The 23,416-nt window shown below is 66.6% G+C and carries 23 protein-coding genes and 2 tRNA genes; 14 read left to right on the top strand and 11 right to left on the bottom strand.

All coding sequences use genetic code 11. From position 1 onward, the window contains the following. The first annotated feature begins 84 nt into the window (after positions 1-84). From serS to BTE28158_RS16580, 4 genes are all read left to right on the top strand, one after another. The gene (gene serS / locus BTE28158_RS16595; protein ID WP_124623528.1) at positions 85-1,386 is read left to right on the top strand and encodes a serine--tRNA ligase; all 1,302 of its coding nucleotides are present in this window, start codon (positions 85-87) and stop codon (positions 1,384-1,386) included. 128 nt (positions 1,387-1,514) lie between these two features. Then, positions 1,515-1,605 (top strand) — tRNA-Ser (locus BTE28158_RS16590). A gap of 136 nt (positions 1,606-1,741) precedes the next feature. Continuing rightward, positions 1,742-2,695, top strand: coding sequence for a phosphatase PAP2 family protein (locus BTE28158_RS16585; protein WP_239007107.1), 954 nt, complete (start codon positions 1,742-1,744; stop codon positions 2,693-2,695). Positions 2,696-2,898: 203 nt separating this feature from the next. Next, entirely contained in the window at positions 2,899-4,434 is a 1,536-nt protein-coding gene (locus BTE28158_RS16580) for a methyl-accepting chemotaxis protein (protein WP_151050996.1), read from the top strand. 38 nt (positions 4,435-4,472) lie between these two features. Here the strand turns inward: BTE28158_RS16580 and BTE28158_RS16575 are convergent, their stop codons facing one another. Continuing rightward, positions 4,473-5,633: an alkane 1-monooxygenase gene (locus tag BTE28158_RS16575; protein ID WP_151050998.1), complete on the bottom strand. Its 1,161-nt coding sequence runs from the start codon at positions 5,631-5,633 to the stop codon at positions 4,473-4,475. Positions 5,634-6,159: 526 nt separating this feature from the next. On the opposite strand from BTE28158_RS16575, the gene BTE28158_RS16570 reads away from it, so the two are divergent. The 5 genes from BTE28158_RS16570 (at position 6,160) to BTE28158_RS16550 (ending at position 9,448) form a co-directional block, all read left to right on the top strand. Continuing rightward, the gene (locus BTE28158_RS16570) at positions 6,160-6,813 is read left to right on the top strand and encodes a GNAT family N-acetyltransferase (RefSeq protein WP_226114236.1); all 654 of its coding nucleotides are present in this window, start codon (positions 6,160-6,162) and stop codon (positions 6,811-6,813) included. Positions 6,814-6,979: 166 nt separating this feature from the next. After that, on the top strand, positions 6,980-7,747 hold the full coding sequence (gene minC / locus BTE28158_RS16565) for a septum site-determining protein MinC (RefSeq protein ID WP_151051000.1): 768 nt from the start codon (positions 6,980-6,982) through the stop codon (positions 7,745-7,747). Positions 7,748-7,806: 59 nt separating this feature from the next. Beyond that, positions 7,807-8,622 (top strand): septum site-determining protein MinD, encoded by an 816-nt coding sequence (gene minD, locus BTE28158_RS16560; RefSeq protein WP_034182973.1) that lies wholly within the window; start codon positions 7,807-7,809, stop codon positions 8,620-8,622. 12 nt (positions 8,623-8,634) lie between these two features. After that, positions 8,635-8,889, top strand: a complete 255-nt coding sequence (gene minE / locus BTE28158_RS16555) for a cell division topological specificity factor MinE (RefSeq protein WP_006486661.1) — start codon at positions 8,635-8,637, stop codon at positions 8,887-8,889. Between the two features lie 157 nt (positions 8,890-9,046). Beyond that, positions 9,047-9,448 carry a YXWGXW repeat-containing protein gene (locus tag BTE28158_RS16550; RefSeq protein ID WP_151051002.1) on the top strand — a complete coding sequence of 134 codons (402 nt, stop codon included), beginning with the start codon at positions 9,047-9,049 and terminating at the stop codon, positions 9,446-9,448. A 116-nt stretch (positions 9,449-9,564) separates the two neighbouring features. Here BTE28158_RS16550 and BTE28158_RS16545 read toward each other — a convergent pair whose 3' ends face one another. Next, on the bottom strand, positions 9,565-11,106 hold the full coding sequence (locus BTE28158_RS16545) for a chloride channel protein (protein WP_174919963.1): 1,542 nt from the start codon (positions 11,104-11,106) through the stop codon (positions 9,565-9,567). A 174-nt stretch (positions 11,107-11,280) separates the two neighbouring features. Here BTE28158_RS16545 and waaC point away from each other — a divergent pair, with 174 nt between their 5' ends. Continuing rightward, positions 11,281-12,279: a lipopolysaccharide heptosyltransferase I gene (gene waaC / locus BTE28158_RS16540; RefSeq protein ID WP_151050510.1), complete on the top strand. Its 999-nt coding sequence runs from the start codon at positions 11,281-11,283 to the stop codon at positions 12,277-12,279. Between the two features lie 58 nt (positions 12,280-12,337). Here the strand turns inward: waaC and BTE28158_RS16535 are convergent, their stop codons facing one another. From BTE28158_RS16535 to rph, 9 genes are all read right to left on the bottom strand, one after another. Further along, on the bottom strand, positions 12,338-12,517 hold the full coding sequence (locus BTE28158_RS16535) for a hypothetical protein (RefSeq protein WP_059605294.1): 180 nt from the start codon (positions 12,515-12,517) through the stop codon (positions 12,338-12,340). Positions 12,518-12,615: 98 nt separating this feature from the next. Next, positions 12,616-13,926: an MFS transporter gene (locus tag BTE28158_RS16530; protein WP_151050512.1), complete on the bottom strand. Its 1,311-nt coding sequence runs from the start codon at positions 13,924-13,926 to the stop codon at positions 12,616-12,618. A gap of 299 nt (positions 13,927-14,225) precedes the next feature. Continuing rightward, positions 14,226-14,717 carry an energy transducer TonB family protein gene (locus BTE28158_RS16525; RefSeq protein WP_151050514.1) on the bottom strand — a complete coding sequence of 164 codons (492 nt, stop codon included), beginning with the start codon at positions 14,715-14,717 and terminating at the stop codon, positions 14,226-14,228. Positions 14,718-14,943: 226 nt separating this feature from the next. Continuing rightward, positions 14,944-15,237, bottom strand: coding sequence for a hypothetical protein (locus BTE28158_RS16520; protein WP_124623503.1), 294 nt, complete (start codon positions 15,235-15,237; stop codon positions 14,944-14,946). A gap of 155 nt (positions 15,238-15,392) precedes the next feature. Continuing rightward, a complete protein-coding gene (locus BTE28158_RS16515) occupies positions 15,393-15,791 on the bottom strand; it encodes a hypothetical protein (RefSeq protein ID WP_151050516.1) in 399 nt (132 codons plus the stop codon). A gap of 151 nt (positions 15,792-15,942) precedes the next feature. Next, positions 15,943-16,030 (bottom strand) — tRNA-Ser (locus BTE28158_RS16510). 42 nt (positions 16,031-16,072) lie between these two features. Beyond that, the gene (hemW, locus tag BTE28158_RS16505; protein ID WP_124904361.1) at positions 16,073-17,287 is read right to left on the bottom strand and encodes a radical SAM family heme chaperone HemW; all 1,215 of its coding nucleotides are present in this window, start codon (positions 17,285-17,287) and stop codon (positions 16,073-16,075) included. A 34-nt stretch (positions 17,288-17,321) separates the two neighbouring features. After that, complete coding sequence (rdgB, locus tag BTE28158_RS16500; RefSeq protein WP_151050517.1) at positions 17,322-17,951, bottom strand: RdgB/HAM1 family non-canonical purine NTP pyrophosphatase; 630 nt, start codon at positions 17,949-17,951, stop codon at positions 17,322-17,324. Next, positions 17,944-18,684 (bottom strand): ribonuclease PH, encoded by a 741-nt coding sequence (gene rph, locus BTE28158_RS16495; RefSeq protein ID WP_059530129.1) that lies wholly within the window; start codon positions 18,682-18,684, stop codon positions 17,944-17,946. Before rph ends, rdgB begins: the two co-directional genes overlap by 8 nt. A 175-nt stretch (positions 18,685-18,859) precedes the next feature. Between rph and BTE28158_RS16490 the strand changes: the two genes are divergently transcribed. From BTE28158_RS16490 to BTE28158_RS16475, 4 genes are all read left to right on the top strand, one after another. Continuing rightward, a complete protein-coding gene (locus BTE28158_RS16490; RefSeq protein WP_151050519.1) occupies positions 18,860-19,783 on the top strand; it encodes a YicC/YloC family endoribonuclease in 924 nt (307 codons plus the stop codon). A gap of 6 nt (positions 19,784-19,789) precedes the next feature. Beyond that, on the top strand, positions 19,790-20,473 hold the full coding sequence (gmk, locus tag BTE28158_RS16485) for a guanylate kinase (RefSeq protein WP_059598968.1): 684 nt from the start codon (positions 19,790-19,792) through the stop codon (positions 20,471-20,473). A gap of 58 nt (positions 20,474-20,531) precedes the next feature. Next, complete coding sequence (gene rpoZ, locus BTE28158_RS16480; protein ID WP_006025620.1) at positions 20,532-20,735, top strand: DNA-directed RNA polymerase subunit omega; 204 nt, start codon at positions 20,532-20,534, stop codon at positions 20,733-20,735. A gap of 63 nt (positions 20,736-20,798) precedes the next feature. Then, on the top strand, positions 20,799-23,165 hold the full coding sequence (locus BTE28158_RS16475; RefSeq protein WP_151050521.1) for a RelA/SpoT family protein: 2,367 nt from the start codon (positions 20,799-20,801) through the stop codon (positions 23,163-23,165). Positions 23,166-23,416 lie beyond the last annotated feature (251 nt).

The following is a 23,416-nucleotide window of genomic DNA, read 5'->3' as shown; positions in this document are numbered from 1 at the left end:
GGCACTGTCCATCCGGCCAGTGCCGTGGCGGCCCTGCGGTGCGTTAGAATTCCGGTCTTACACAACGATTTTCCAAGTCCTCCCATGCTCGACATCCAGTTGCTGCGCAAAGACCTCGACGGCGTCGCGAAGCGCCTCGCCGATCGCGGCTACACCCTCGACGTCGCCGCGTTCTCCGCGCTCGAAGCGGAACGCCGTGCGATCCAGACCCGTACCGAAGAGCTCCAGGCGCGCCGTAACAGCCTGTCGAAGCAGATCGGCGCGATGAAGGGGAAGGGCGAGGACACGTCGGCCGTCATGGCCGAAGTCGGCGGGATCGGCGACGAGATGAAAGCGTCGGAGGCCAAGCTCGGCGAGATTCAGGCGCGCCTGTCCGACCTGATGCTGGGCATGCCGAACATCGCGCACGAAAGCGTGCCGGTCGGCAAGGACGAGGCCGACAACGTCGAGGTGCGCCGCTGGGGCACGCCGCGCGAGTTCGACTTCGAGGTGAAGGATCACGTCGACGTCGGCACGCCGCTCGGCCTCGATTTCGAAACCGGCGCGAAGCTCGCCGGTGCGCGTTTCACGATGCTGCGCGGCTCGATCGCACGGCTGCACCGCGCGCTCGCACAGTTCATGATCGACACGCACACGCTGCAGCACGGCTACAGCGAGACGTACACGCCGTACATCGTGAACCCCGAAATCCTTTACGGCACGGGCCAGCTGCCGAAGTTCGCCGACGACATGTTCCGCGTCGAGAAGGGCGGCGCCGAAAACACGATCACGCAGTACCTGATCTCCACGTCCGAGATTTCGCTGACGAACACCGTGCGCGAATCGATCGTCGAAGGCGCCGCGCTGCCGATCAAGCTGACCGCGCATTCGCCGTGCTTCCGTTCGGAAGCCGGTTCGTACGGCCGCGACACGCGCGGCATGATCCGTCAGCACCAGTTCGACAAGGTCGAGATGGTGCAGGTGGTCGCGCCGGACACTTCTTACGCGGCACTCGACGAGATGGTCGGCCACGCGGAAGCGATCCTGCAGAAGCTTGGCCTGCCGTACCGCGTGATCACGCTTTGCACGGGCGACATGGGCTTCTCGGCTGCGAAGACGTTCGACCTCGAAGTGTGGCTGCCCGCGCAGAACACCTATCGCGAGATCTCGAGCTGCTCGAACACCGAGGCGTTCCAGGCGCGCCGCATGCAGGCACGTTTCCGCAACGCGCAGGGCAAGCCGGAACTCGTGCATACGCTGAACGGTTCCGGCCTCGCGGTCGGCCGCACGCTCGTCGCCGTGCTGGAGAACTACCAGAATGCCGACGGTTCGGTCACGGTGCCGGAGGCACTGCGTCCGTACATGGGCGGCATGGAGCGAATCGAAGCACCTGTGCAGGCGTCGTGAGATCGCTCCGCGATCGGTCTTCGAAGGCCCGAAAAAAATTTGCAAAAAGGGCTTGTGAGTTTCAAAGAGATCGTTCTATAATCTTTTCTTTCCCGGACACGACCAACCGGGAATGAAGCAGCAAGGAAGGAGAGGTGGCAGAGTGGTCGAATGTACCTGACTCGAAATCAGGCGTACGGTTTCCCCGTACCGTGGGTTCGAATCCCACCCTCTCCGCCAAAATACGAAGCCCCGTGATCCGAAAGGATCGCGGGGTTTTTCGTTTGGGTCGCGCGTGAGTGAACGCTGCGTCGATGGCGGTGTACGATAGCGCGCAGGCGTGCGGGCCGGCCACACGAACCACACAAAAGCCACGATGAGAGCGAGCACGCGAATCTGGGGGATGCTGACCGGCGCGGTATTGCTGACGGTGCTTGCCGCCGGCCTGTGCGTCATGCACGCGGATTGGGTCGTGAATCCTGGCAGCATCGTCGAGTTCGCGCAGCACGTCGCGCTCGGGTTCGCCGCAAGCGCGTTCCTTGCCGTGCTGTCTCGTGTGCGCCGCTATCGCGACATCACGCGAACGCTGCGCTGTCGCGAATTCGCATTCGCGCTACTGAGCGTGGCACTGCTCGCAACGCTCAGCGCGGCCGTCGCCGTGCTCGACTATCTTTGCGTGGCGATCGCCCCGCCGTCGATCGAAAACCATCTCGTTCGCTTCGATGCGATGCTCGGTTTCCATTGGCCGGACCTGTACCGATGGGTGACGGCGCACGCCGGCCTGCACCGTATGCTCGACCTCGCCTATCGCAGCGGCATGCCGCAACTGTTTGCGGTGCCGTTCATCCTCGCGGCGGTCCGCCGCGTCGACGATCTTGCCGAGTTCATCGCGCAGTTCATGTTCGCGGTGATCGTGGTCGTGCTCGTCTCCGTGCCGCTCCCCGCCGCCAGCGCATTCATCCATTTCGGCATCACCGACCCGGGCACCGCATCGACGGTGACGCACTACGACCTGTTGCGCAGCGGGCAGCTCCGTCAACTGAATCTGGCCGACGCGCAGGGGCTCGTGTCGTTGCCGTCGTTTCACGTGATGCTGGCGCTGCTGTTCGCGTATGCGGTGCGGCATGTTCGCTACGTGTTTCCGGCTGCGATCGTGCTGAATGCGGTGATGATCGCGTCGACGCCGACGCCGACGCAGGGCGGTCACTATCTCGCCGACGCGATCGCCGGGATCGTGTGCGGCGCGCTGTCGATCGCCGCAGTACGGCGCTGGATGGCCGGTCGACACGCGATCGAGGCGGCCGGACCGCACGCGGCAAGCCCGACCTGATCGCGCGACGCCAGAGTCGCAATGCTCCCTCGCTTGCAGGCGGCCCGGTTCTCACTGTCGCCGGATCGCCGTCTTCCTCGCGGCCGGTGCACCGGATTCCCGCTGTCGATGTCCTGCTTCAGCCTTGGCTTCGCGTGCCGTTAACAGAGGGCGGCGGCAAGCGTCTTTTGCATCGTCGCCGTTTCCCGTCGATTCAAGGTCCAATGAAGCTGAGCTACAAGATTCCCTTCGCATTCGCCATTGCGCTGCTGCTGATGTTCTGCGGCGCGCTGTACGGCATCCGCATTCTCAATCGCTCGATCGATACGTTCGCGAACGACGTGCAGACCCGGGTCGCCGACGAGCGGCTCGTGTCGGCGACACTCGTGCAGTTCAAGCTGCAGGTCCAGGAATGGAAGGACACACTGCTGCGCGGCAAGCAGCCCGACAAGCTCGACAAGTACTGGCAGGCATTCCAGACGCGCGAGCGCACGGTCGATACGCTCGCCGCGCAGCTCGTGAACCAGTTGCCGCCCGGCGAGAGCCGCACGCTCGTCGAGCAGTTCATGCGCGCGCATGCGGCGATGGGTGACGGCTACCGGCGCGGGTTCGACGCATTCAAGGCCGCTGGCTTCGAGCCGACGGCCGGGGATGCGGCCGTCGCGGGCGTCGACCGTGCACCCGCCGCGCTGCTCGAGCGCGCGGCGAAGGCGATTGCCGACGAGAGCGCCGCCGTGTCAGCGCAAGCGAGCCGCGATGCGAGCCACGCCACCGCGGCGAGCGTCGTGCTGATGCTGATCGTGCTCGGCATCGCGATGATCGGTGCGTACCTGTTCAGCCGCGCGATCCTGCGGCCGCTCGATCGCGCCGTCGCCTGTGCGCAGGCGGTGGCCGACGGCGACCTGACGCGCCACGTCGATGCGGTCGGTCGCGACGAGATCGCCGATCTGCTGCGCGCGTTGCGGACGATGCAGGCAAGCCTGTCGGGCGTCGTGCTCGAGGTACGGACGCACGCCGAAGCGGTCGCGTCCGCGAGCGCGCAGATCGCGGCGGGCAATCACGACCTGTCGTCGCGAACCGAGGCGCAAGCTGCGTCGCTCGAGGAAACCGCCGCCAGCATGACCGAACTGACGGGCATCGTGCGCCAGTCGGCCGAACACGCGCAGCACGCGGCGCAGCTGGCGCGGGACGCATCGGACATTGCGTCCGCCGGCGGTGGCGTGATGTCCGACGCCGTCGACACGATGAGCGGGATTGCCGCCAGCGCGGCGAAGGTCGGCGAGATCATCGCGGTCATCGACGGCATTGCGTTCCAGACCAACATCCTCGCGCTGAACGCGGCCGTCGAGGCGGCGCGCGCGGGCGAGCAGGGGCGCGGCTTCGCGGTCGTCGCGTCGGAAGTACGCATGCTCGCGCAGCGCAGCGCGGCCGCCGCGAAGGAGATCAAAGTGCTGATCGAGCAATCGACGCGGCGGGTCGACGAGGGCGCGGTGTTGATCGGCCGCGCGGGCGAATCGATCCACGAGATCGTCGGCGCGGTTCAGCGAGTCACGTCGATCGTCGGCGAGATCTCGTCGGCATCGCAGGAGCAGAGCGGCGGCATCCAGCAGGTGAACGTCGCGGTCACGCAGATGGACGAGGCGACGCAGCGCAACGCGGCGCTGGTCGAACAGGCGTCTGCCGCGACGCAGGCGCTGGCCGAGCAGGCGAGCGCGCTGCGACACGCGGTCGCCGTGTTCAGGCTGCCGCAGGCCGCGTGACGATATTGCCGATCGCGAACGGACCACACCGTCGCGTATCAGGCCGCGGTCGAATACTGCGCGAGCACGCGAGCGCGGATTGACGGCTTGATGTTCGACTGCGCCATGTTGCCGCCATAGTGCGCGACGACACGCGGATTCATCACGCGAAACCAGAGCGGCGGCACGTACGCGAACAGGATCATCGTCGCATAGCCGGCCGGCAGTTGCGGCGAGTCGTCGAAGTGGCGCAGCGCCTGGTACGAGCGCGTCGGGTTCGCGTGATGGTCGGCGTGCCGCTGCAACTGATACAGGAACAGGTTCGTGACGACGTGATTGCTGTTCCACGAATGCTGCGGCGTGCAGCGTTCGTAGCGGCCGCTCGGCAGCTTGCGGCGGCCGAGCCCGTAGTGTTCGACGTAGTTGACGACTTCGAGCAGCGACGCGCCGTACACGGCCTGGATCACGAGGAACGGAATCACGACCTTGCCGGCCATCGCGATCGCGATGCCCCACACGACGACGGTCATCGCCCACGCGTGCAGCACCTCGTTGCGCCAGGTCCACGGCGAATGCCCGAGGCGCTCGAGGCGCGTCGTCTCGAGCCGCCACGCCGAGCGGATGCTGCCCGTCACGGTGCGCGGCAGGAATGCCCAGAACGATTCGCCGTAGCGCGCGCTCGCCGGATCCTCGGCCGTCGCGACGCGCACGTGATGGCCGCGATTGTGTTCGACGAAGAAGTGCCCGTACGCGACCGGCGCGAGCGTGACTTTCGCGAGCCAGCGCTCGAAGCGGTTGGTCTTGTGCCCGAGTTCGTGCGCGGTGTTGATCGAGATGCCCGTCGCGGCGCCGAGCGACAGCGCGAAGCCGACGTAGTCGTACCACGCGAGCGCATGCGTACCGACGATCCATACGCACATGAAGAACGCGATGTATTCGACCAGTGTCGCGAGATAGACGATGTAGCGGTAGTAGCGCTCGCGTTCGAGGTGCGGGACGGCGGCTTCGGGCGGATTGTCGCGATCGTCGCCAATCAGGGTGTCGAGGACCGGGATCACGCCGAACGCGAACAGCGGGCCAAACCACCAGAACACGTGAAGGCCCGTCGACAGTGCGAGCTGGGCCGAGAGGATGGGCAGCGTGATCGTCACCGCGCCGAGCAGCCATAGATAACGTTTGCCATCCGACCAGCCCGAGGCCGATGTGTCGGTCATTGCCATTGTCTCCCTCCTTGTGGGGCCGGCTCCCGCGTGTGCGGGAGCAGCGGCCGAGTGACGCGTTTGTCGTCGTTCGAATCGTCGCGGGTCCGCGGCACCGGATCGGTCGTCCGGTTGTGCCAGTTATACGACCGTCACGCACGCTTTCCAAACCCTGGCGCTAGGCGCGCAACTCCAAACGGTGGGCCGTGCATGACGACGGTCGGGAAGGGCCGGCACGGGGTGATTGAAACACGCAGTCTTGGGCCGATCCGCTGGCGCGACCGGCGTTCTTGTCAGATGAATGCCTGGCGTGACGCATACGTGCATCCATCGGCGAAGTCCGCAACGAATGTTGCGATGCAGCAGGTCTGGCGCGACGTCGCCCGGCTGCGCGGTTCTTTTGCATACACATGTAACGAATCATTACGGCATCGATGATGAAATGCCGGACGCTCGCCGCATGCGTGCCATGCATGACAAGGCGAGCGAGGCGACACTTCCGGTCCCGCAGTTCGGGTTTCATGCGTTGCCGCGCGTCGACGCATCGATGCTGCACCTGCACACCGGCGTGTGCGCGACATCTGTTGCCTTTCGATCGGCGCTGCCGTTTGAAAATTACGATTTGACTCATGCCCCGCTTTCGGTTGAAGCTAATAGCTTGCTGTCCGAAGGGGGCTGTGCCTGCATGAGTTCGACCTTGACCGTTCGTCGTATCGCTGCCGACCAAGGCCGCGTGTATCGCGAACTCCGCGCCGCATCGCTGCGCGAGCCCTACGCGCCCGGTGAAGCGCCGGAGGCCGAATTGCTGAACGTCGATTCCGACGCGGCGGCGGCCGTCGCCGCGCTGCGCGCCGCGTCCGACGAGTCGACGACTTTCCTGCTGTATACCGAAGGTCATCCGGCCGGCATGATTGGCGCGTATTTCGACAACACGCCCGAGCGGCGCGCGTTCGTCAGCGAGCTGTGGGTCGCGCACGCGGTCCGCCACCTGCGCGGCGGCGTGCTGTTGCTCGAAACGGCCACCGCGTGGCTGGCCGAACGCGGTGCGCAGGACGTCTACGCATGGATCGCCGATGCGAACCGTAACGCGATTCGTTTCTACGAACGCGCGGGTTTCGCCAACACGGGCGAGCATGCGCCGATCGCGCGGATGCCCGGCGCGATGAAGTCGTTGTTCGTGTCGCACTTCAACACGCCCTGACGCATGAATGCGCGGGCCGCACGGTGCGATGAAGGCCCGGCCGCCCGTCCGACTACCGGCTTGCCGGTTGCGCGCTCGCCGCGACCGTCGCCGCCCGGTTCCCCAAAAATAATGGCCGCACGCGTGGACGCCTGTAAAATACGCAAAAATTTTTTGCAGAGTGTCCATGTCGCTTAAAAAATCGCCATTCTTCGAGCTGCGCAGCGGATCGGTCGATACGTTGCTGTTCACCGTGAAGACGACCGATCTCGATGCGTTGCGTACCGAACTGGTCAAGCGCTTCGAAGCGACTCCCGAGTTTTTCGCCGATGATGTCGTCGTGATCGACGTTCGCCGCCTCGCGGACGGCGAACGCGTCGCGCTTGCCGACATCCGCCAGATGCTGAACGACGTGCGGATGCGCCCGGTGGGCGTCGTGGCGCTCGCCACGCAGGGTTGGGCGGGGGAAGCCGGCCTGCCGCTGCTCGAGGCGCGCGACCGCCGCGTGTCGACCGCGAAGCCGGCCGAGGAAGCGGAGCCGGCGCCTGTCGTTGCCGCGGCGGCTGCCGTGGCGGCCGAACCGGCGCCGGAGCCTGGCCCGACGCCGATTCCGGCGGGCGGCCAGACGCTGGTGATCGATCGGCCGCTGCGTTCGGGACAGCAGATTTACGCGAAAGGGGACCTCGTGGTGCTTGCGCCGGTCAGTCACGGCGCCGAGATCATCGCGGAAGGCAACATCCACATCTACGCGCCGTTGCGCGGCCGCGCACTGGCGGGCGTGCACGGTAATCACGACGCGCGCATTTTCTGCACGTGTCTGGAGCCGGAACTGATTTCGATCGCGGGTATCTATCGAACGACCGAGAACCCGTTGCCCGCCGACATACTGGGCAAATCGGTGCAGATCCGGCTCGAAGAGGAAAAACTGATGATCGAACCGCTGCGCCTGACGTGATTCACGCGGCGCACGCCGGATCGATCGGCTCTCATTGACGAACACAGGGTATTGGGTAAATGGCAAAAATCATCGTGGTGACCTCGGGCAAGGGCGGCGTGGGCAAGACGACGACGAGCGCGAGCTTTGCGTCCGGTATCGCACTGCGCGGCCACAAGACGGCCGTGATCGACTTCGACGTCGGCCTGCGCAACCTCGATCTCATCATGGGCTGCGAGCGTCGCGTGGTGTATGACCTCGTCAACGTGATCCAGGGCGAAGCGAACCTGAACCAGGCGCTGATCAAGGACAAGAAGTGCGAGAACCTGTTCATCCTGCCGGCGTCGCAGACGCGCGACAAGGATGCGCTCACGCGTGACGGCGTCGAGAAGGTGCTGAACGACCTGGTCGCGATGGACTTCGAATACATCGTCTGCGATTCGCCGGCCGGTATCGAGGCGGGCGCGCTGCACGCGATGTACTTCGCGGACGAAGCGCTGATCGTCACGAACCCGGAAGTGTCGTCGGTGCGCGACTCGGACCGCATTCTCGGCATCCTGTCGTCGAAGACGAAGCGCGCGACCGAGGGCAAGGATCCGATCAAGGAACACCTGCTGATCACGCGCTACAGCCCGAAGCGCGTGAGCGAAGGCGAAATGCTGTCCCTCGAGGACATCAGCGAGATCCTGCGCATCAAGCTGATCGGCGTGGTTCCGGAATCGGAAGCCGTGCTGCACGCATCGAACCAGGGTCTGCCGGCGGTGCATATCGACGGTACCGACGTTGCCGAAGCGTACAAGGACGTCGTCGCTCGCTTCCTCGGCGAGGACAAGCCGCTGCGCTTCACCGATTATCAGAAGCCGGGCCTGCTGCAGCGCCTCTTCGGCAGCAAGTAACGGAGGCCGCCCATGTCCATCCTTTCGTTTCTCCTCGGCGAGAAGAAGAAGTCCGCATCGGTCGCGAAGGAGCGCCTTCAGCTCATCATCGCGCACGAGCGGGTTGGCGGCCGGCCGCCGGCCGATTACCTGCCGGCGCTGCAGAAGGAGCTGGTCGCGGTCATCTCGAAGTACGTCCATATTTCGAACGATGACATCCGCGTGAGCCTCGAGCGCCAGGACGATCTCGAGGTCCTCGAAGTGAAGATCGAGATCCCGCAAGCCTGACGCTTGCATGTCCCCCCGCACGGCGGCGCATGCCGTCGTGCGCGTCTTACGCCCTGTTGCACTTTCGGGCTCGCCGTAACACGGCGTCTGTCGGCCGTTGGTCGACCTCCCGCATTGAACGAATACGCTCGCGTCATTTGTTAATCAGGAGGTTGTCATGGCTGTCTCTACCGTTCGACGTCGTATCGTTTCGCTCGCGCTGTTCGCCGCGGGCCTGTCAGCCATCGCCGCGCCGCTCGCCGCGCGCGCGGACGAAATCCTCGTCGGTGCCCCGGTAATGGTGCAGTCGGGCCGGATGGTCGTCGCCGAACCGGTGGCCGCGCCCGTCGAGGAAATCGTCGTCGTCGCGCCGAACGCGCCGCCGCCCGTGCGCTACGAAGTCGTGCCCGACGCGCGCGTCGGCTATGTGTGGGAGCGCGGGCACTGGCACTGGGACCATGGCCGCTACGTCTGGATCGGCGGCCACTGGGAAACCGAGCGCATCGGCATGCACTGGGTGCCGGGCCACTGGGATCAGCGCGGCCCGAACTGGTTCTGGACCCGCGGCCACTGGGCCTGACGGGGGCATGCGATGAAACGAACCGCCATTGCCATCGCGCTCGTCGCGATCACGCTCGCCGGCTGTATCGTCGTGCCGGCCCGGCCCGTCTACTATCGGCCGGCGCCGGTGGTGATCTACTGAGGGTCACGCGGGTCCGCCGGCGCCGGGCCGCTCGCACCGGATGCGGACGGGCCGGGCTCGTGCGACGTCGCCGGCGTGTGCGTGGCGACGTTGGCGGCCACTGGGGCCTCCGGCTCGCCACCGTCCTGCTCGCGCAGCGTGTCGAGCGGATCGGCGGGCGCGGCGGCCGCATCCTGCGGCTCGACGACCGCGGCCGCAGCCGCCGGTGCCGCGGCGGGTTCCGCGGTGGCCGCGGGCGGCGCGAGATAGCGCTCGGCGAGCGTTTCGTAGAGGGGCGGTGCGAAGAAGCGCGCCATGCGGCTCGATACCAGCGCGGTCGCCATCAGCGAAATCACGAGCGCGTGACCGTTGATCATCTCCATCACGATCACGAACGACGTGATCGGCGACTGCGTGACCGCCGCGAGGTAGCCGACCATCGCGAGCGCGATCAGCATCGGCAGGCTCATGTTGCCGAACACGATGTGCAGCAGGTTGCCGAACCCGGCGCCGATCGACAGCGAAGGCGCGAAGATCCCGCCCGGGATGCCGGGCAGGTACGACGCGACCATCGACACCATCTTCAGGAACGGATACAGCACCGACAGCCGTTCATGGCCGTCGAGCAGGCCGCGTGCCTCGGCATAGCCGCTGCCGAACGTCGTCCCGCCCGACACGAGGCCGACGACCGCGATCACGAAGCCGCACAGCGCCGCGAACGCGATCGGGCGCTCGCGATACAGGCCGAGCAGGCGCGCGGGCAGCCAGCGGCCCGTATTGAGCAGCAGCCAGCTGAAAAGACCGCCCGCGATGCCCGTCACGATCGCGGTGACGAGCACGGCGACGGCAAGCATCTTCGGAAAATGCTGGCCGGCGTCGATCGTGCCGAAGTACGTGTAGTTGCCGTTCAGTCCCAATGCGACGACACCGGCGAGGATGATCGCGGTGATGAGCACGCCGCTTGCGCGGGCGGAGAAACTGCGGGTCAGCTCCTCGATCGCGAACACGATCCCGGCGAGCGGCGTATTGAATGCCGCCGACAGGCCGGCCGCCGCGCCGGCGAGCACCAGTTGCCGTTCGATCTGCGCGTTCGAGCGCGGGTAGAAGCGCCGCAGGTTGAACATCAGCGCCGCGCCGACCTGCACGGTCGGGCCTTCGCGGCCGATCGTGAAGCCGCCGAGGATTCCCAGGAACGAGATCAGGACCTTGCCGAACAGGATGCGCAGCGTCAGCAGCCGCGCACCGAATGCGCTCGGGCTCGCGTGCAGTGTCGCAATGACTTGCGGGATCCCGCTGCCCTCCGCGCCGCGGAAGAAGCGGCGCGTGAGCCATGCCGACGCGGCGGCGATCGACGGCGTCAGCAGCAGCGGCAGCCACGCGGCGTGGTCGCGCATCGTGCGGAAGGTGTCGTAGCCCCAGTCGATCAGCCGCGCGTACAGCACGGCCGCGAGGCCGACGGCGATCGCGCCGAGCCAGAACACGCCGTACTGGCGCCAGATCCGCAGCGAGCGGCGGGTGAGGGCAGGGAACAGGGCAGGAAGGGCGGGGCGTTGCATCGGCGGCGGGCCGGGAGGGCAAAGAACGCATTATAAAAAGAACCCGATGCGGCGGGGCTCGACAAATATTCACAAATGCGTCGCATTTTGTTGCAAATGTAATGTCGGTGTAATATCCGCGCACCGCAAGCGTCGATAGCATGGCGAAATGGCCAGCCATTCCTCATAACGAACGTGAAACGCATCCTCATCGTGAAAGTGACGTCGCTCGGCGACGTCGTCCAGACGCTGCCCGTCGTCGCGGACCTCCATCGCGCCTTCCCGGGCGTGAGGGTCGATTGGGCCGTGGATGAATCGTGCGCGGAGGTCGTGCGCTGGCACCCGGGCGTAAGCAACGTGCTCTGCGCGCCGCTGCGGCGGTTCAAGAAGCTCCGCAACGGCGGTGACCTGAAGGCGATCTCCGCGTCGATCGGCGCGCTGCGCGCGCACCGCTACGATGCCGTCATCGATCTGCACGGCGTCTACAAGAGCGCGATCATCTCGGCACTCGCGCGCGCCGCACGCCGTGTCGGCTACCAGACGCAGGATCTTGGCGAGACGGGCGCCCGTTTCGCGTACTCGCATCGCTTCGGCCCGCGGCCGGATTGCGACGCGTGGCACGGGATGCGCGTGAGCGCCGGCGAGGCGCTCGGCTATGTCCCCGAAGGCATCGCCGAGTACGGAATCGTCCCGCCGCAGGATGCGAGCCTGCCGCCCGCCGTGACCGACGGCGCGCCGTTCATGCTGCTGTTCCACGCGACGTCCAATCCGGACAAGAAATGGCCGGCCGACGACTGGGCCGCGCTAGCCACCCGGATGATGGCGCGTGGCGTGCGCGTGTTGTTGCCGTGGGGATCGGCCGCCGAGCACGACGACGCGCAGGACATCGCCGCGCGCGCGCCGGGCGCGGTCGTGCTGCCCGCGATGTCGGTGCGCGAACTGGGCGCGGCCATCGGCCGGGCTGCGCTCGTGGTGGGGGTCGATACCGGGTTCGTGCACATGGCGCATGCGCTGCAGCGGCCGACCGTGATGATTTTCGTCGCGACCTCGCGCCACCATTGCGGCATCGGCGGCGCACCGAATGCACTGTCGATCGGCGAGCCCGGCGCGCCGCCGTCGGTGGCGCAGGCACTCGATGCGATCGATGCGGTCGGGTCGGCCTACGGCGCCCAGCGCGAGCGGCTGACGGCCTAGGGCCTGCACAGGGCCGCTATCGTCGTGAATGGGCGCCGCGGAAACGGGGCCGGCCGGTTCAGGCGAGCAGTGCTTCGACCGTGAGCACCGCGGCGACGGCGGCCAGGTTGGCGAGCAGCGCCTCGAACAGGAGGCCGCGCCAGGTTTTCGGCCGGAAGCGTGCCGCGAGCAGCAGGGCGCCACCCAGCGCGAGCGCCAGGATCAGGACGAGGTCGGCGTTGTCGAGGCGGATGTTCATCGCGGCGGCTCCTTCGAGGATCCGGGGGCGCGCGACGGCGCCCCCGGATCGAGTATAGTCAGCGCCGCCCGCCACACAACCCGAGGCGCCCCTGAGGCTCAGACGAGCGATGCGTCGCGGGTTTCGCGCATCAGCAGCACGCCGATCAGGCTGATCGCTGCCGCGACCGACACGTAGCCGCCGACCCACGACAGGCCGCCGCGCGCGGCGAGCAACTGCGCGATGTACGGCGCGATCGACGCGCCGAGGATCCCGCCGAGGTTGTACGCGACGCCCGCGCCCGTATAGCGGACGTTGGTCGGGAACAACTCGGGCAGCAGCGCGCCCATCGGCGCGAACGTCACGCCCATCAGGAACAGCTCGAGCGTCAGGAACAACGCGACGAGCGGCATCGAGCCGCTGCCGAGCAGCGGCTCCATCGCGAAGCCGGACAGCAGTGCGGCGATCGCGCCGACGACCAGCACCGGCTTGCGGCCGAAGCGATCCGACGCCCACGCCGACAGCGGCGTGGCGAGCCCCATGAACACGACAGCGAAGCACAACAGGCCGAGGAAGCTCTGACGCGGAATGTGCAGCGTCGACACGCCATACGACAGCGAGAACACCGTCGAGATATAGAACAGCGTGTAGCAGACCACCATCGCGAGTGCGCCGAGCAATGTTGGGCGCCAATGTTGCGAGACGAGCGTCGCGACCGGCACGCGCACGCGTTCGTTGCGGTCGAGTGCGGCCTGGAACGCCGGCGTCTCGGTGATCTTCAGCCGCACGTACAGGCCGAGCGCGACGAGCACCGCGCTGACGAGGAACGGGATGCGCCAGCCCCAGCTGCGGAATTGTTCGTCGGACAGCGACAGCGCGAGTGCGAAGAACAGCCCGTTCGACATCAGGAAGCCCACCGACGGGCCCAGCTGCGGGAACATCCCGAACCAGCCGCGCTTGCCTTGCGGCGCGTGCTCGGTCGCGAGCAGCGCCGCGCCGCCCCATTCGCCGCCGAGGCCGATCCCCTGGCCGAAGCGCAGCACGCACAGCAGCACCGGCGCGAGTGTGCCGATCTTGTCGTAGCCGGGCACGAAGCCGATCGCGGTGGTGGACACGCCCATGACGAGCAGCGACGCGACGAGCGTCGACTTGCGACCGATGCGGTCACCGAAGTGGCCGAACAGGAACGAGCCGATCGGCCGCGCGATGAATGCGATGCCGAACGTGACGAATGCGGACAGCGCCTGTGCGGTCGCGGAGCCGTGCGGAAAGAACACGGGGCCGATGACGAGTGCGGCGGCAGTCGCGTAGACGTAGAAGTCGTAGAACTCGATCGCGGTGCCGATGAAGCTCGCGAACACGATGCGCCGGTGGCTGACGGCGCCGGCCGAACCGGTTGCGTGTGCAACGGCCGGGGGAGATGCGGACATGGATGTCTCCGTTTTGTCGTTGGGGCATTCGCCTGAGCGTGCGCTCGGGCAGGCAGGTGGACGCCTGCCGGGAGAGCGCAGCCGGGCGGATGATGCGGTAGCGGCGTGAACGCGCGTCGTGGCGCTGACGTCACCCGCCGGTCGACGATGGAGACGGATAGGTCGCCGCCGCCCAGTGCCGGCATGGTCGGCTCGCATGCCGGGTGCGGCGCGCGAACGCGCGCGGGAGGGTGGCCGCGCGATTGCGGAAAATTATAGCCAGCGCCGCGACATAGCGGCAATCGCGGGCCGGCGCGGGCTCAGTCGAGCGATTGCGCCTGTGCGGATGCGGTGCTTTGCAACTGGAAACGTCCGTCGTCGTTGAACAGCCAGCCTTCCATCATCTCGAGCCGGCCATTGCCGTCCAGCAGTTTCGACGGTGGTGGCGGCAGCGGCGCCGAGCGACGCAGCGACGCGAGCGCGAGCCCTTCCGCTTCGCTGTCGCCGTTGCTGCGATAAACGGATGCGTTGACGAGGCGGCCGCTGCCATCGACGGTGAACGCGACGACGACGAGCGAGCGCAGCATCGCCTGCGGCGTCCCGCGCGCGACGCCGGACGGATTGTGCTCGGTGACGCACCGCGCGACTTCCACGCGGTACTGGTCGCGATTCGCGTTGCGGATGACGGACGGGATCGTCTGCACCGAGCGCAGCGATGGCGGCGGCGTGATCGTGCAGGCGGCAAGCAACGAGGCGGCGACCAGCCAGGGAACACGCAGCCGGCTGGCGCCCGGGTGGGGAAGATGAGACATGGCGGACTGCCGGAGGGTGACGATAAAAAAATGATAGGCGTCCGGCCGCGACCTGTTATCGGGAGAAACGCATAGTGCGCGAAGCGCGACGTAGCGATTCGCGGATGATGGCGATCGGCGGGCCGACCGGCATGTGTTCCGATGTGACGTGACATGTGACGGCGCGGGCGCGATATGCGCACGCGCGTCGCACGCAGTGGCGGTGGGCGTGGCCCGATCTGCCCGCTTAGTAGCCGTGTGTTACGAGCGACAGAACGGACAGGTCCGGATGCGTGCCGTCGATGATGCTCTTGCCGATGTGCACGGCTTCCCGAACCGCTTCGTCGACGCTCGCGAAGCTTTCCTCGCCGTCCGCGTGGAAGGGCACCGCATGATCGGGCAGCGCGGGATTCGCGCCAGGATGGCAGACATAGCCGGTGTAGGTGTAACGCGTGTCGCTGCCCGGGGCGATGCCCGGCACCACATGGATCTCGAAGCCTTCGTAATCGACGTGATCCGTCGCTGTCGACAATTCGGTCATGGCGGTCTCCCTGGGCCGCACGCACGGATGGCGCGGGCGGCATCGAGTCGCGGCGGCGGTCGTGTCGCCGTGCTGATCGAATTCTAGGTGATGGCGGCCCGGCCCGTGAGGCTCGCGCGCGTCGTCGGCGGACGGCGGGCGTGCCGTGGCGCGCGTTACCGCGTGCAGCGCGCGTCCTTGCGCTGCACCACGAGGATCACGGGATACTTCTGGCCGTGCTCGAGTTCCACCGGCGCGACGACCGTCAGCGTCGCCGGGTCGGAATCCTCGTACACGCTGACCTGTTCGTTGCGGATATAGGTCACGCCGGTGCAGTTCGATGCGCGCCCGTCATCCGACACCTTGCACTGGATCTCGTTTTCCTTCAGATAGTTGTACGGCGTCGGGCTCGCGAGATATTCGCGCAGGCTGCGCGGCGAGCCGCCGACACCCTTCACGTACGCAATCGCGCATGACGGCGTTTGCGCGTCGGTGCCGGAGGCGGAATCGGCGGCCGCGGCGTGCGTGCCGACGGCGGCCAGGGCGACGAGCGACGAGGCGATGAAGGACTTCATGACGTGGTTTCCCGTTTCGCGAATCGGAGCGCCGGATTGTAACGGCATCGGGCGAGATGCGTCGGCACGCGGGGCGGGCACCGTGCGCGGCGCGCGTCGAACAAACAAAAACCCCGTCATTCGATGAATGGACGGGGTTTGGCGAACTTCCTGGCGGAAGCGGTGAGATTCGAACTCACGGACAGTTTCCCGTCGCCGGTTTTCAAGACCGGTGCCTTAAACCGCTCGGCCACGCTTCCACACGAGGCGGCATTGTAACCGAAATGCCGCCTCGTTCCGCCTCAATCGTCGCGCAGGAACAATTCCTGCAGGTCGTTGAGGAACCGTTGACCAAGCGGCGTCGGCGCGATCTGCGCAAAATCGCGCGTGATCAGTCCGCGCTGCTCCGCATCCTTGAGTGCCTGCTCGATCGTGCCGATCGGCAAACCCGTGCGTTCGACGAAGCTGTGCACGGGGAAGCCCTCGACGAGCCGCAGCGTGTTCAGCATGAACTCGAACGGCAGGTCGCGCGCGCCGACTTCACGTTCTTCCTGCACCGGCGTGCCGGCCATCGCCTGTTCGATGAAGGTAGCCGGATGCTTGTAGCGTGCCTGCCGCAGGATCCGGTTCGGGAACGACAGCTTCGTGTGCGCGCCCGCGCCGATCCCGAGATAGTCGCCGAAGCGCCAGTAGTTCAGGTTGTGCTTGCACTGATGATTCGGCTTCGCGTAAGCGGACACTTCGTAGCGGCCGTAACCGGCCTCGGCCGTGCGCGCGTGGATCCATTCCTGCATGTCGGCCGACGCGTCGTCGTCGGGTACCACGGGCGGAAACTTCGCGAACAGCGTGTTCGGTTCGAGCGTCAGGTGATACAGCGACAGATGCGGCGGCGCGAACGACAGCGCGGTCTCGATGTCGGCCCGGCATTCGTCGAGCGTCTGGTTCGGCAGCGCGAACATCAGGTCGAGGTTGAAGTTGTCGAACGTCTTCGCGGCGATCTCGACGGCCGCGCGCGCCTGCGCGGTGTCGTGAATGCGGCCGAGCGCTTTCAGATGGCCTTCGTTGAAGCTCTGGATGCCGACGGACAGGCGGTTCACGCCGCTCGCGCGAAACTGCGCGAACTTCGCGGCCTCGAACGTGCCCGGGTTCGCCTCGAGCGTGATCTCGGCGTCGGCATCGAGCGGCAGCAGCGCGCGCACGTCGGACAGCAGCCGGTCGAGGCCGGCCGCGGACAGCAGGCTCGGCGTGCCGCCGCCGATGAACACCGTATGCACCTGCCGGCCCCAGACGAGCGGCAGCGCCTGTTCGAGATCGGCGCGCAGCGCGTCGAGGTACTCGGTTTCCGGAAACCGCTCGCCCTTCCACTCGTGCGAGTTGAAATCGCAGTACGGGCACTTGCGCACGCACCACGGAAAATGCACGTACAGCGCGAGCGGCGGCAGCGACGTGAGCCGCACCTGCCCGGGCGACGTGAAGGCCGCGACGACGCGCGCGCCGGTTTCCGCCGCCTGGCTCATGCGGCCTCCGGTTGCGAATGCGTGACGAAGACGATCATGCCGGTTCCTCCGCGAGCCGCGCGAGCAGTGCCTTCAGCGCGAGCGCGCGATGGCTGTGCGTGTTCTTCACGGCCGGCTCGAGTTCGGCCGCCGTCGCGCCGAGCGACGGCAGGTGGAAATACGGGTCGTAGCCGAATCCGTGCTCGCCGCGCGGCGTGTCGACGATCTCGCCTTCCCAGCGACCTTCGGCGAACAGCGGCTCGGGATCGTCCGCGTGGCGCACCAGCGCGAGCACGCAGCAATAGTATGCGCGCCGGTCGGCGACGCCGCGCAGCTGCTCGACGAGGTACGCATTGTTCGCCGCGTCGCCCTTGTCGCCGCCCGCGCGCTGCGCGTAGCGTGCGGAATAGACGCCCGGTGCGCCGCGCAGCGCGCGCACGCACAGGCCCGAATCGTCGGCGATCGCCGGTAGGCCGGTGAGCCGCGACGCGTGCCGTGCTTTCGTCAGCGCGTTCTCGATGAACGTGCTGAACGGCTCGTCCGCCTCCGGCACGGCCAGGTCGCCCTGCGGCACGATCTCGATGCCGACCGTCGAAAACAGCGCGGTGAACTCGCGCAGCTTGCCGGCGTTGTTCGACGCGAGCACGATGCGCGACAGCGGCGCGAGGGTGCGATCGTCAGACATGGCCGGCGCCCAGCACGTCCTTCTGCAACTGCACGAGCTGGCCGATCCCGCTTTGCGCGAGGTCGAGCAGCGCGTTCATCTCGGCGCGCGAGAACGGCACGCCTTCGGCGGTGCCCTGGACTTCGACGAAGCCGCCGGCGCCCGTCATCACGACGTTCATGTCGGTGTCGCAGCGCGAATCTTCCGCGTAGTCGAGGTCGAGCACGGGTGCGCCTTCGTACACGCCGACCGAGATCGCGGCGACGTGGTCGGTGATCGGCGAGCGCGCGAGCTTGCCGGCCGCGATCAGCTTCGACACGGCGTCGTGCGCGGCGACGAAGGCGCCGGTGATGCTGGCCGTGCGCGTGCCGCCGTCGGCCTGGATCACGTCGCAGTCGATGTGGATCGTGCGCGGGCCGAGCGCTTCGAGATCGAACACCGCGCGCAGCGCGCGGCCGATCAGGCGCTGAATTTCCTGCGTGCGGCCCGTCTGCTTGCCGCGCGCGGCTTCACGGTCGCTGCGCGTGTGCGTCGCGCGCGGCAGCATCCCGTATTCCGCCGTCAGCCAGCCCTGGCCGCGATCGCGCAGGAATTCGGGCACGCGTTCGGCGACGCTCGCGGTGCAGATCACCTTGGTATCGCCGAATTCGACGAGTACCGAGCCTTCGGCGTGTTTCGTGTAATGGCGCGTGAGGGCGACCTTGCGCAGTTCGTCGGCGCGGCGGCCGCTCGGGCGGGACAGGGAAGACGTCATGGGGGAATCGTGGACGGAAGAGGAAACCCCGATTTTAGCGCCGAACGGCTGCGTTGCCCGGCGGGGTGGGGCGCAAAAATGGGATAATGCGCGCTTCCCGCCCCGCGCCTTGCAATGCGCCGGGCGCCTCGACATATTCCCGCCCGAGAAGGGCACCCAGACGGCGAGACGAACCATGATCTACAGCATGACGGGCTACGCGAGCGCGACGCGCGAACTCGCGACGGGCACCGGCAACGGCGGCACCAGCGTGTCGGTCGAACTGCGCACCGTGAACTCGCGCTTCCTCGACCTGAATTTCCGCATGCCGGACGACGTGCGCGCGTGCGAGCCCGCGCTGCGCGAAATGCTGATGAACAAGCTGTCGCGCGGCAAGGTCGACGTGCGCATCAACCTGCAGCGCGGCGAGCAGAGCATCGGTGCCGGTGCGCTGAACCAGACGGCGCTCGGCCAGCTTGCCGAGCTCGAGCGCTCGGTGCTCGATTCGTTCCCGGGTGTCGGTCGCCTGCGTGCGGGCGAGATCCTGCGCTGGCCAGGCGTGCTCGCCGAGAGCGGCGTGTCGGCGGAAGCGATCCGCGACGCGGTGCTCGCGTGCGGCAAGGAAGCGATCGGTGAACTCGTCGTCGTGCGTTCGCGCGAAGGCGCGCAGCTGGCGACGATGCTGCTGTCGAACGTCACCGAGATGGAGGCGATCGTCGCGCGCATCACGCCGCTCGTGCCGGAGCTGATCGCGAAGCATCAGCAGAAGATCGTCGAGAGGCTGCAGGAGGCGCTCGGCATCGCGGCGCCCGAAGGCAGCGCGCCGATCGTCACGCGCGAGGAAGCCGCGGAACGCATTCGTCAGGAAGTGACGATGTACGGGATCCGGATCGACATCGCGGAAGAGCTGTCGCGACTCACCGCGCACCTGAACGAAACGCGTCACGTGATCGAGAAGGGCGGCCGCGTCGGCAAGCGTCTCGACTTCATGATGCAAGAACTGAATCGAGAAGCAAACACGCTCGGCTCGAAGGCGGCGGCGAAGGAACTGGCCGACGCATCGATGGCGCTCAAGCTGTTGATCGAGCAGATGCGTGAGCAAGTGCAAAACCTGGAGTAACGCAACATGACCCATCCCACTCACGACGGCCACGCGTCGCATGCGCTGCACGGCGGCGTCTATCCCGGCAACCTGTTCATGGTCATCGCGCCGTCGGGCGCCGGCAAGTCGACGCTCGTGAACGCGCTGCTGTCGAAGGACAGCGACATCTGCCTGTCGATTTCGTACACGACGCGCAAGCCGCGCCCGGGCGAGCAGGACGGCCAGCACTACCACTTCACGACCGTCGAGGATTTCCGCGCGCGCCACGCCGCGCACGAATTCCTCGAAAGCGCGGAAGTGCACGGCAACTACTACGGTACGTCGCGCGTCTGGATCGAGGAGCAGATGATGAGCGGCCACGACGTGCTGCTCGAGATCGACTGGCAGGGCGCGCAGCAGGTGAAGAAGCAGTTCCGCAACGCGGTCGGCATCTTCATTCTGCCGCCGTCGCTCGACGCGCTCGAGGAACGTCTGAAGAAGCGCGGCCAGGACGAGCCGAACGTGATCACGCGACGCCTGCTCGCCGCGGGCAGCGAGATGGCGCACGCGTCGGAAGCGGAATACGTGGTGATCAACGAAAATTTCGATCGTGCACTGGCCGAGCTCGAATGCATCGTCGCGGCGACGCGCCTGCGCTTTGCTTCGCAGTACGCGCGACATACCGAGCTGTTCATCGAGCTCGGCATCCATTTGCCCCACGCGGAATGACGCGGGGGTAGAGGGACATAAGGTAGAATAGGGACTATATTCAGAAGGAATTACCAACATGGCTCGCATTACCGTCGAAGACTGCCTGAAGCAAATCCCCAACCGCTTCGAACTGGCGCTCGCCGCCACTTACCGCGCGCGGCAGCTCGCGCAAGGCCATACGCCGAAGATCGAGAGCCGCGACAAGCCGACCGTCGTCGCGCTGCGCGAGATCGCTGCCGGCCAGGTCGGCGTCGAGATGCTGAAGAAGGTGCCGGTGTAACGCGCATCCGGCCCGTTCCAGCCATGTAGTCCACGCGCGCAACGACTCGACCTGGAGGCGAATATGAGCACCACCCCATCGTCCGCCTCCGCGGATTCGACCACCGAAGCCACGGCCCAGTCGCCTGCGCGCCAGTACATCGACGCGGTCCTCGAACAGTCCTTCCGGCATCTGTTCGGGCCGACCGCCACGCCGGAGCAGCCGCGCAAGCACGGCGTCGTTTCGATCGCGAAACTGACGGCCGCGCTTGCCGAGTATCTCCCTCCGGAAGAAATCAAAGAGGTCAAGGCGGCGTTCCACTTCAGTGACGAAGCCCACCTCGGTCAATATCGCCAGAGCGGCGAACCCTACATCACCCATCCCGTCGCCGTCGCGGAAATCTGTGCCGGCTGGAAGCTCGACGCGCAAGCGGTGATGGCCGCGCTCCTGCACGACGTGATGGAAGACCAGGGCGTGACCAAGAGCGAACTGGCCGAACGGTTCGGCCCGAAGGTCGCCGAACTGGTCGACGGCCTGTCCAAGCTCGACAAGATGGAGTTCCGCAGCCGCGAGGAAGCGCAGGCGGAAAACTTCCGCAAGATGCTGCTCGCGATGGCGCGCGACGTGCGGGTCATCCTCGTCAAGCTCGCCGACCGTCTGCACAACATGCGCACGCTCGGCGCGGTGCCGATGGAAAAGCGCCGGCGCGTCGCACGCGAGACGCTCGACATCTACGCGCCGATCGCGCACCGCCTCGGGTTGAACAACACGTATCGCGAGCTGCAGGACATGAGCTTCGCGAACTTCAACCCGCATCGCTACGCGACGCTCGAGAAGGCCGTGAAGGCTGCGCGCGGCAACCGCCGCGAAGTGATCAGCAAGATCCTCGAGGCTGCTCAGCGCGCGATGAGCGACGCGAAGCTCGACGCGGAGATCACCGGCCGCGAGAAGACGATCTACAGCATCTATCGCAAGATGCGCGACAAGCAGCTATCGTTCTCGCAGGTGCTCGACGTATACGGCTTTCGCGTCGTCGTCGAGAGTCCGCTCGACTGCTACACATGCATCGGTGCGTTGCACGCGTTGTACAAGCCCGTGCCCGGCAAGTTCAAGGACTACATCGCGATCCCGAAGATCAACGGCTATCAGTCGCTGCACACGACGCTCGTCGGCCCGTTCGGCGCGCCGATCGAGTTCCAGGTGCGCACGCGCAAGATGCACGAGATCGCCGAGGCCGGCGTGGCCGCGCACTGGCTGTACAAGAACGGCGGCGCGGATCTGAACGACGTGCAGAAGCGCGCGCATCAGTGGCTGAAGTCGCTGCTCGACATCCAGAGCGAAGCCGGCGATTCGAGCGAATTCCTCGAGCACGTGAAGATCGACCTGTTCCCGGATGCGGTCTACGTGTTCACGCCGAAGTCGAAGATCATGGCGTTGCCGCGCGGCGCGACGGCGCTCGATTTCGCGTATTCGATCCATAGCGATCTCGGCAACCAGTGCGTGGCCGTGAAGATCAACAACGAGTTGCTGCCGCTGCGCACCGAGCTGAAGAGCGGCGACATCGTCGAGGTCATCACCGCGCCGTATTCGAAGCCGAACCCCGCGTGGCTCGGTTTCGTGCGCACCGGCAAGGCGCGTTCGGCGATTCGTCACTACCTGAAGACGATGCGCCTGAACGAGTCGGTGCAGCTCGGCGAGCGGCTCGTCGATCAGAGCCTGAAGGGTTACGGGCTCGCGCTCGCCGATGTCGCGCCGGAGGTGTGGGAGAAGCTCGTTCAGTGGACGGGCAACAAGAGCCGCCAGGAAATCTTCGCGGACATCGGCCTCGGCCGCCGCGTCGCCGCGGTGATGGCCAAGCGCATCGAGGTGCTGATGACCGGCCGCGATGCGGACGACGATCTGCCGAAGTCCGAGCGGCATCCCGCGCACAATGCGCCGCCGGTCGTGATCACCGGCACCGAAGGGATGTCCGTGCAACTGTCGGCGTGCTGCCGGCCGATTCCGGGCGATGCGATCATGGGCTATATCGGCATCGGCCTCGGGATGGCGATTCATACGACCGATTGCCGGGTCGCGCAGCGCATCCATCGTCGCGATCCGGGCCGCTGGATCGACGTCGAGTGGGCGCCGCAGCCGGGTCGTCTGTTCGACGTCGCGGTGAAGGCGCTCGTGAAGAACACGAAGGGCATCTTCGCGCGCGTCGCGGCGGACATCACGTCGGCCGACGCGAACATCGTTCACATCGCGATGGACGAGGATCTGACGCACGAATCGACGGTGCTGCGGTTCGTGATCCAGGTCAGCGATCGCGTGCATCTCGCGAACGTGATGCGGCGCGTGCGGACCAATCCGGACGTGATGCGGATCATGCGCGAGCGCTCGACCGACGACAGCGTGCATGCGCGTCACGACGGCGGCATGCGCATCGAGCGCGAGCGGCAGGATTACTGACGTCGCGCGGTGGTTTGCGGCGGGATGCGACGGCGGCCACGGGCCGCCGTTTTCATGTGTGCAGCGCGTCGGGCGATGTCATGAAGTGGCAACCCGACTCGAGCGGGCGGTGGCCGAACAAAAGAGGGGGGGGCGGAAAAGAAAAAAGGGCCTTCCCGGAGGAAGGCCCTTCTGAGGTGGCGCGGCTGGCAGGATTCGAACCCACGACCCCTTGGTTCGTAGCCAAGTACTCTATCCAACTGAGCTACAGC

The sequence above is a fragment of the Burkholderia diffusa genome (assembly GCF_902499115.1).
In the GTDB taxonomy this organism is placed as follows: domain Bacteria; phylum Pseudomonadota; class Gammaproteobacteria; order Burkholderiales; family Burkholderiaceae; genus Burkholderia; species Burkholderia diffusa.
Note: the sequence above shows the minus strand (reverse complement) of the source record. Positions and strands in the feature narration are given on the sequence as shown.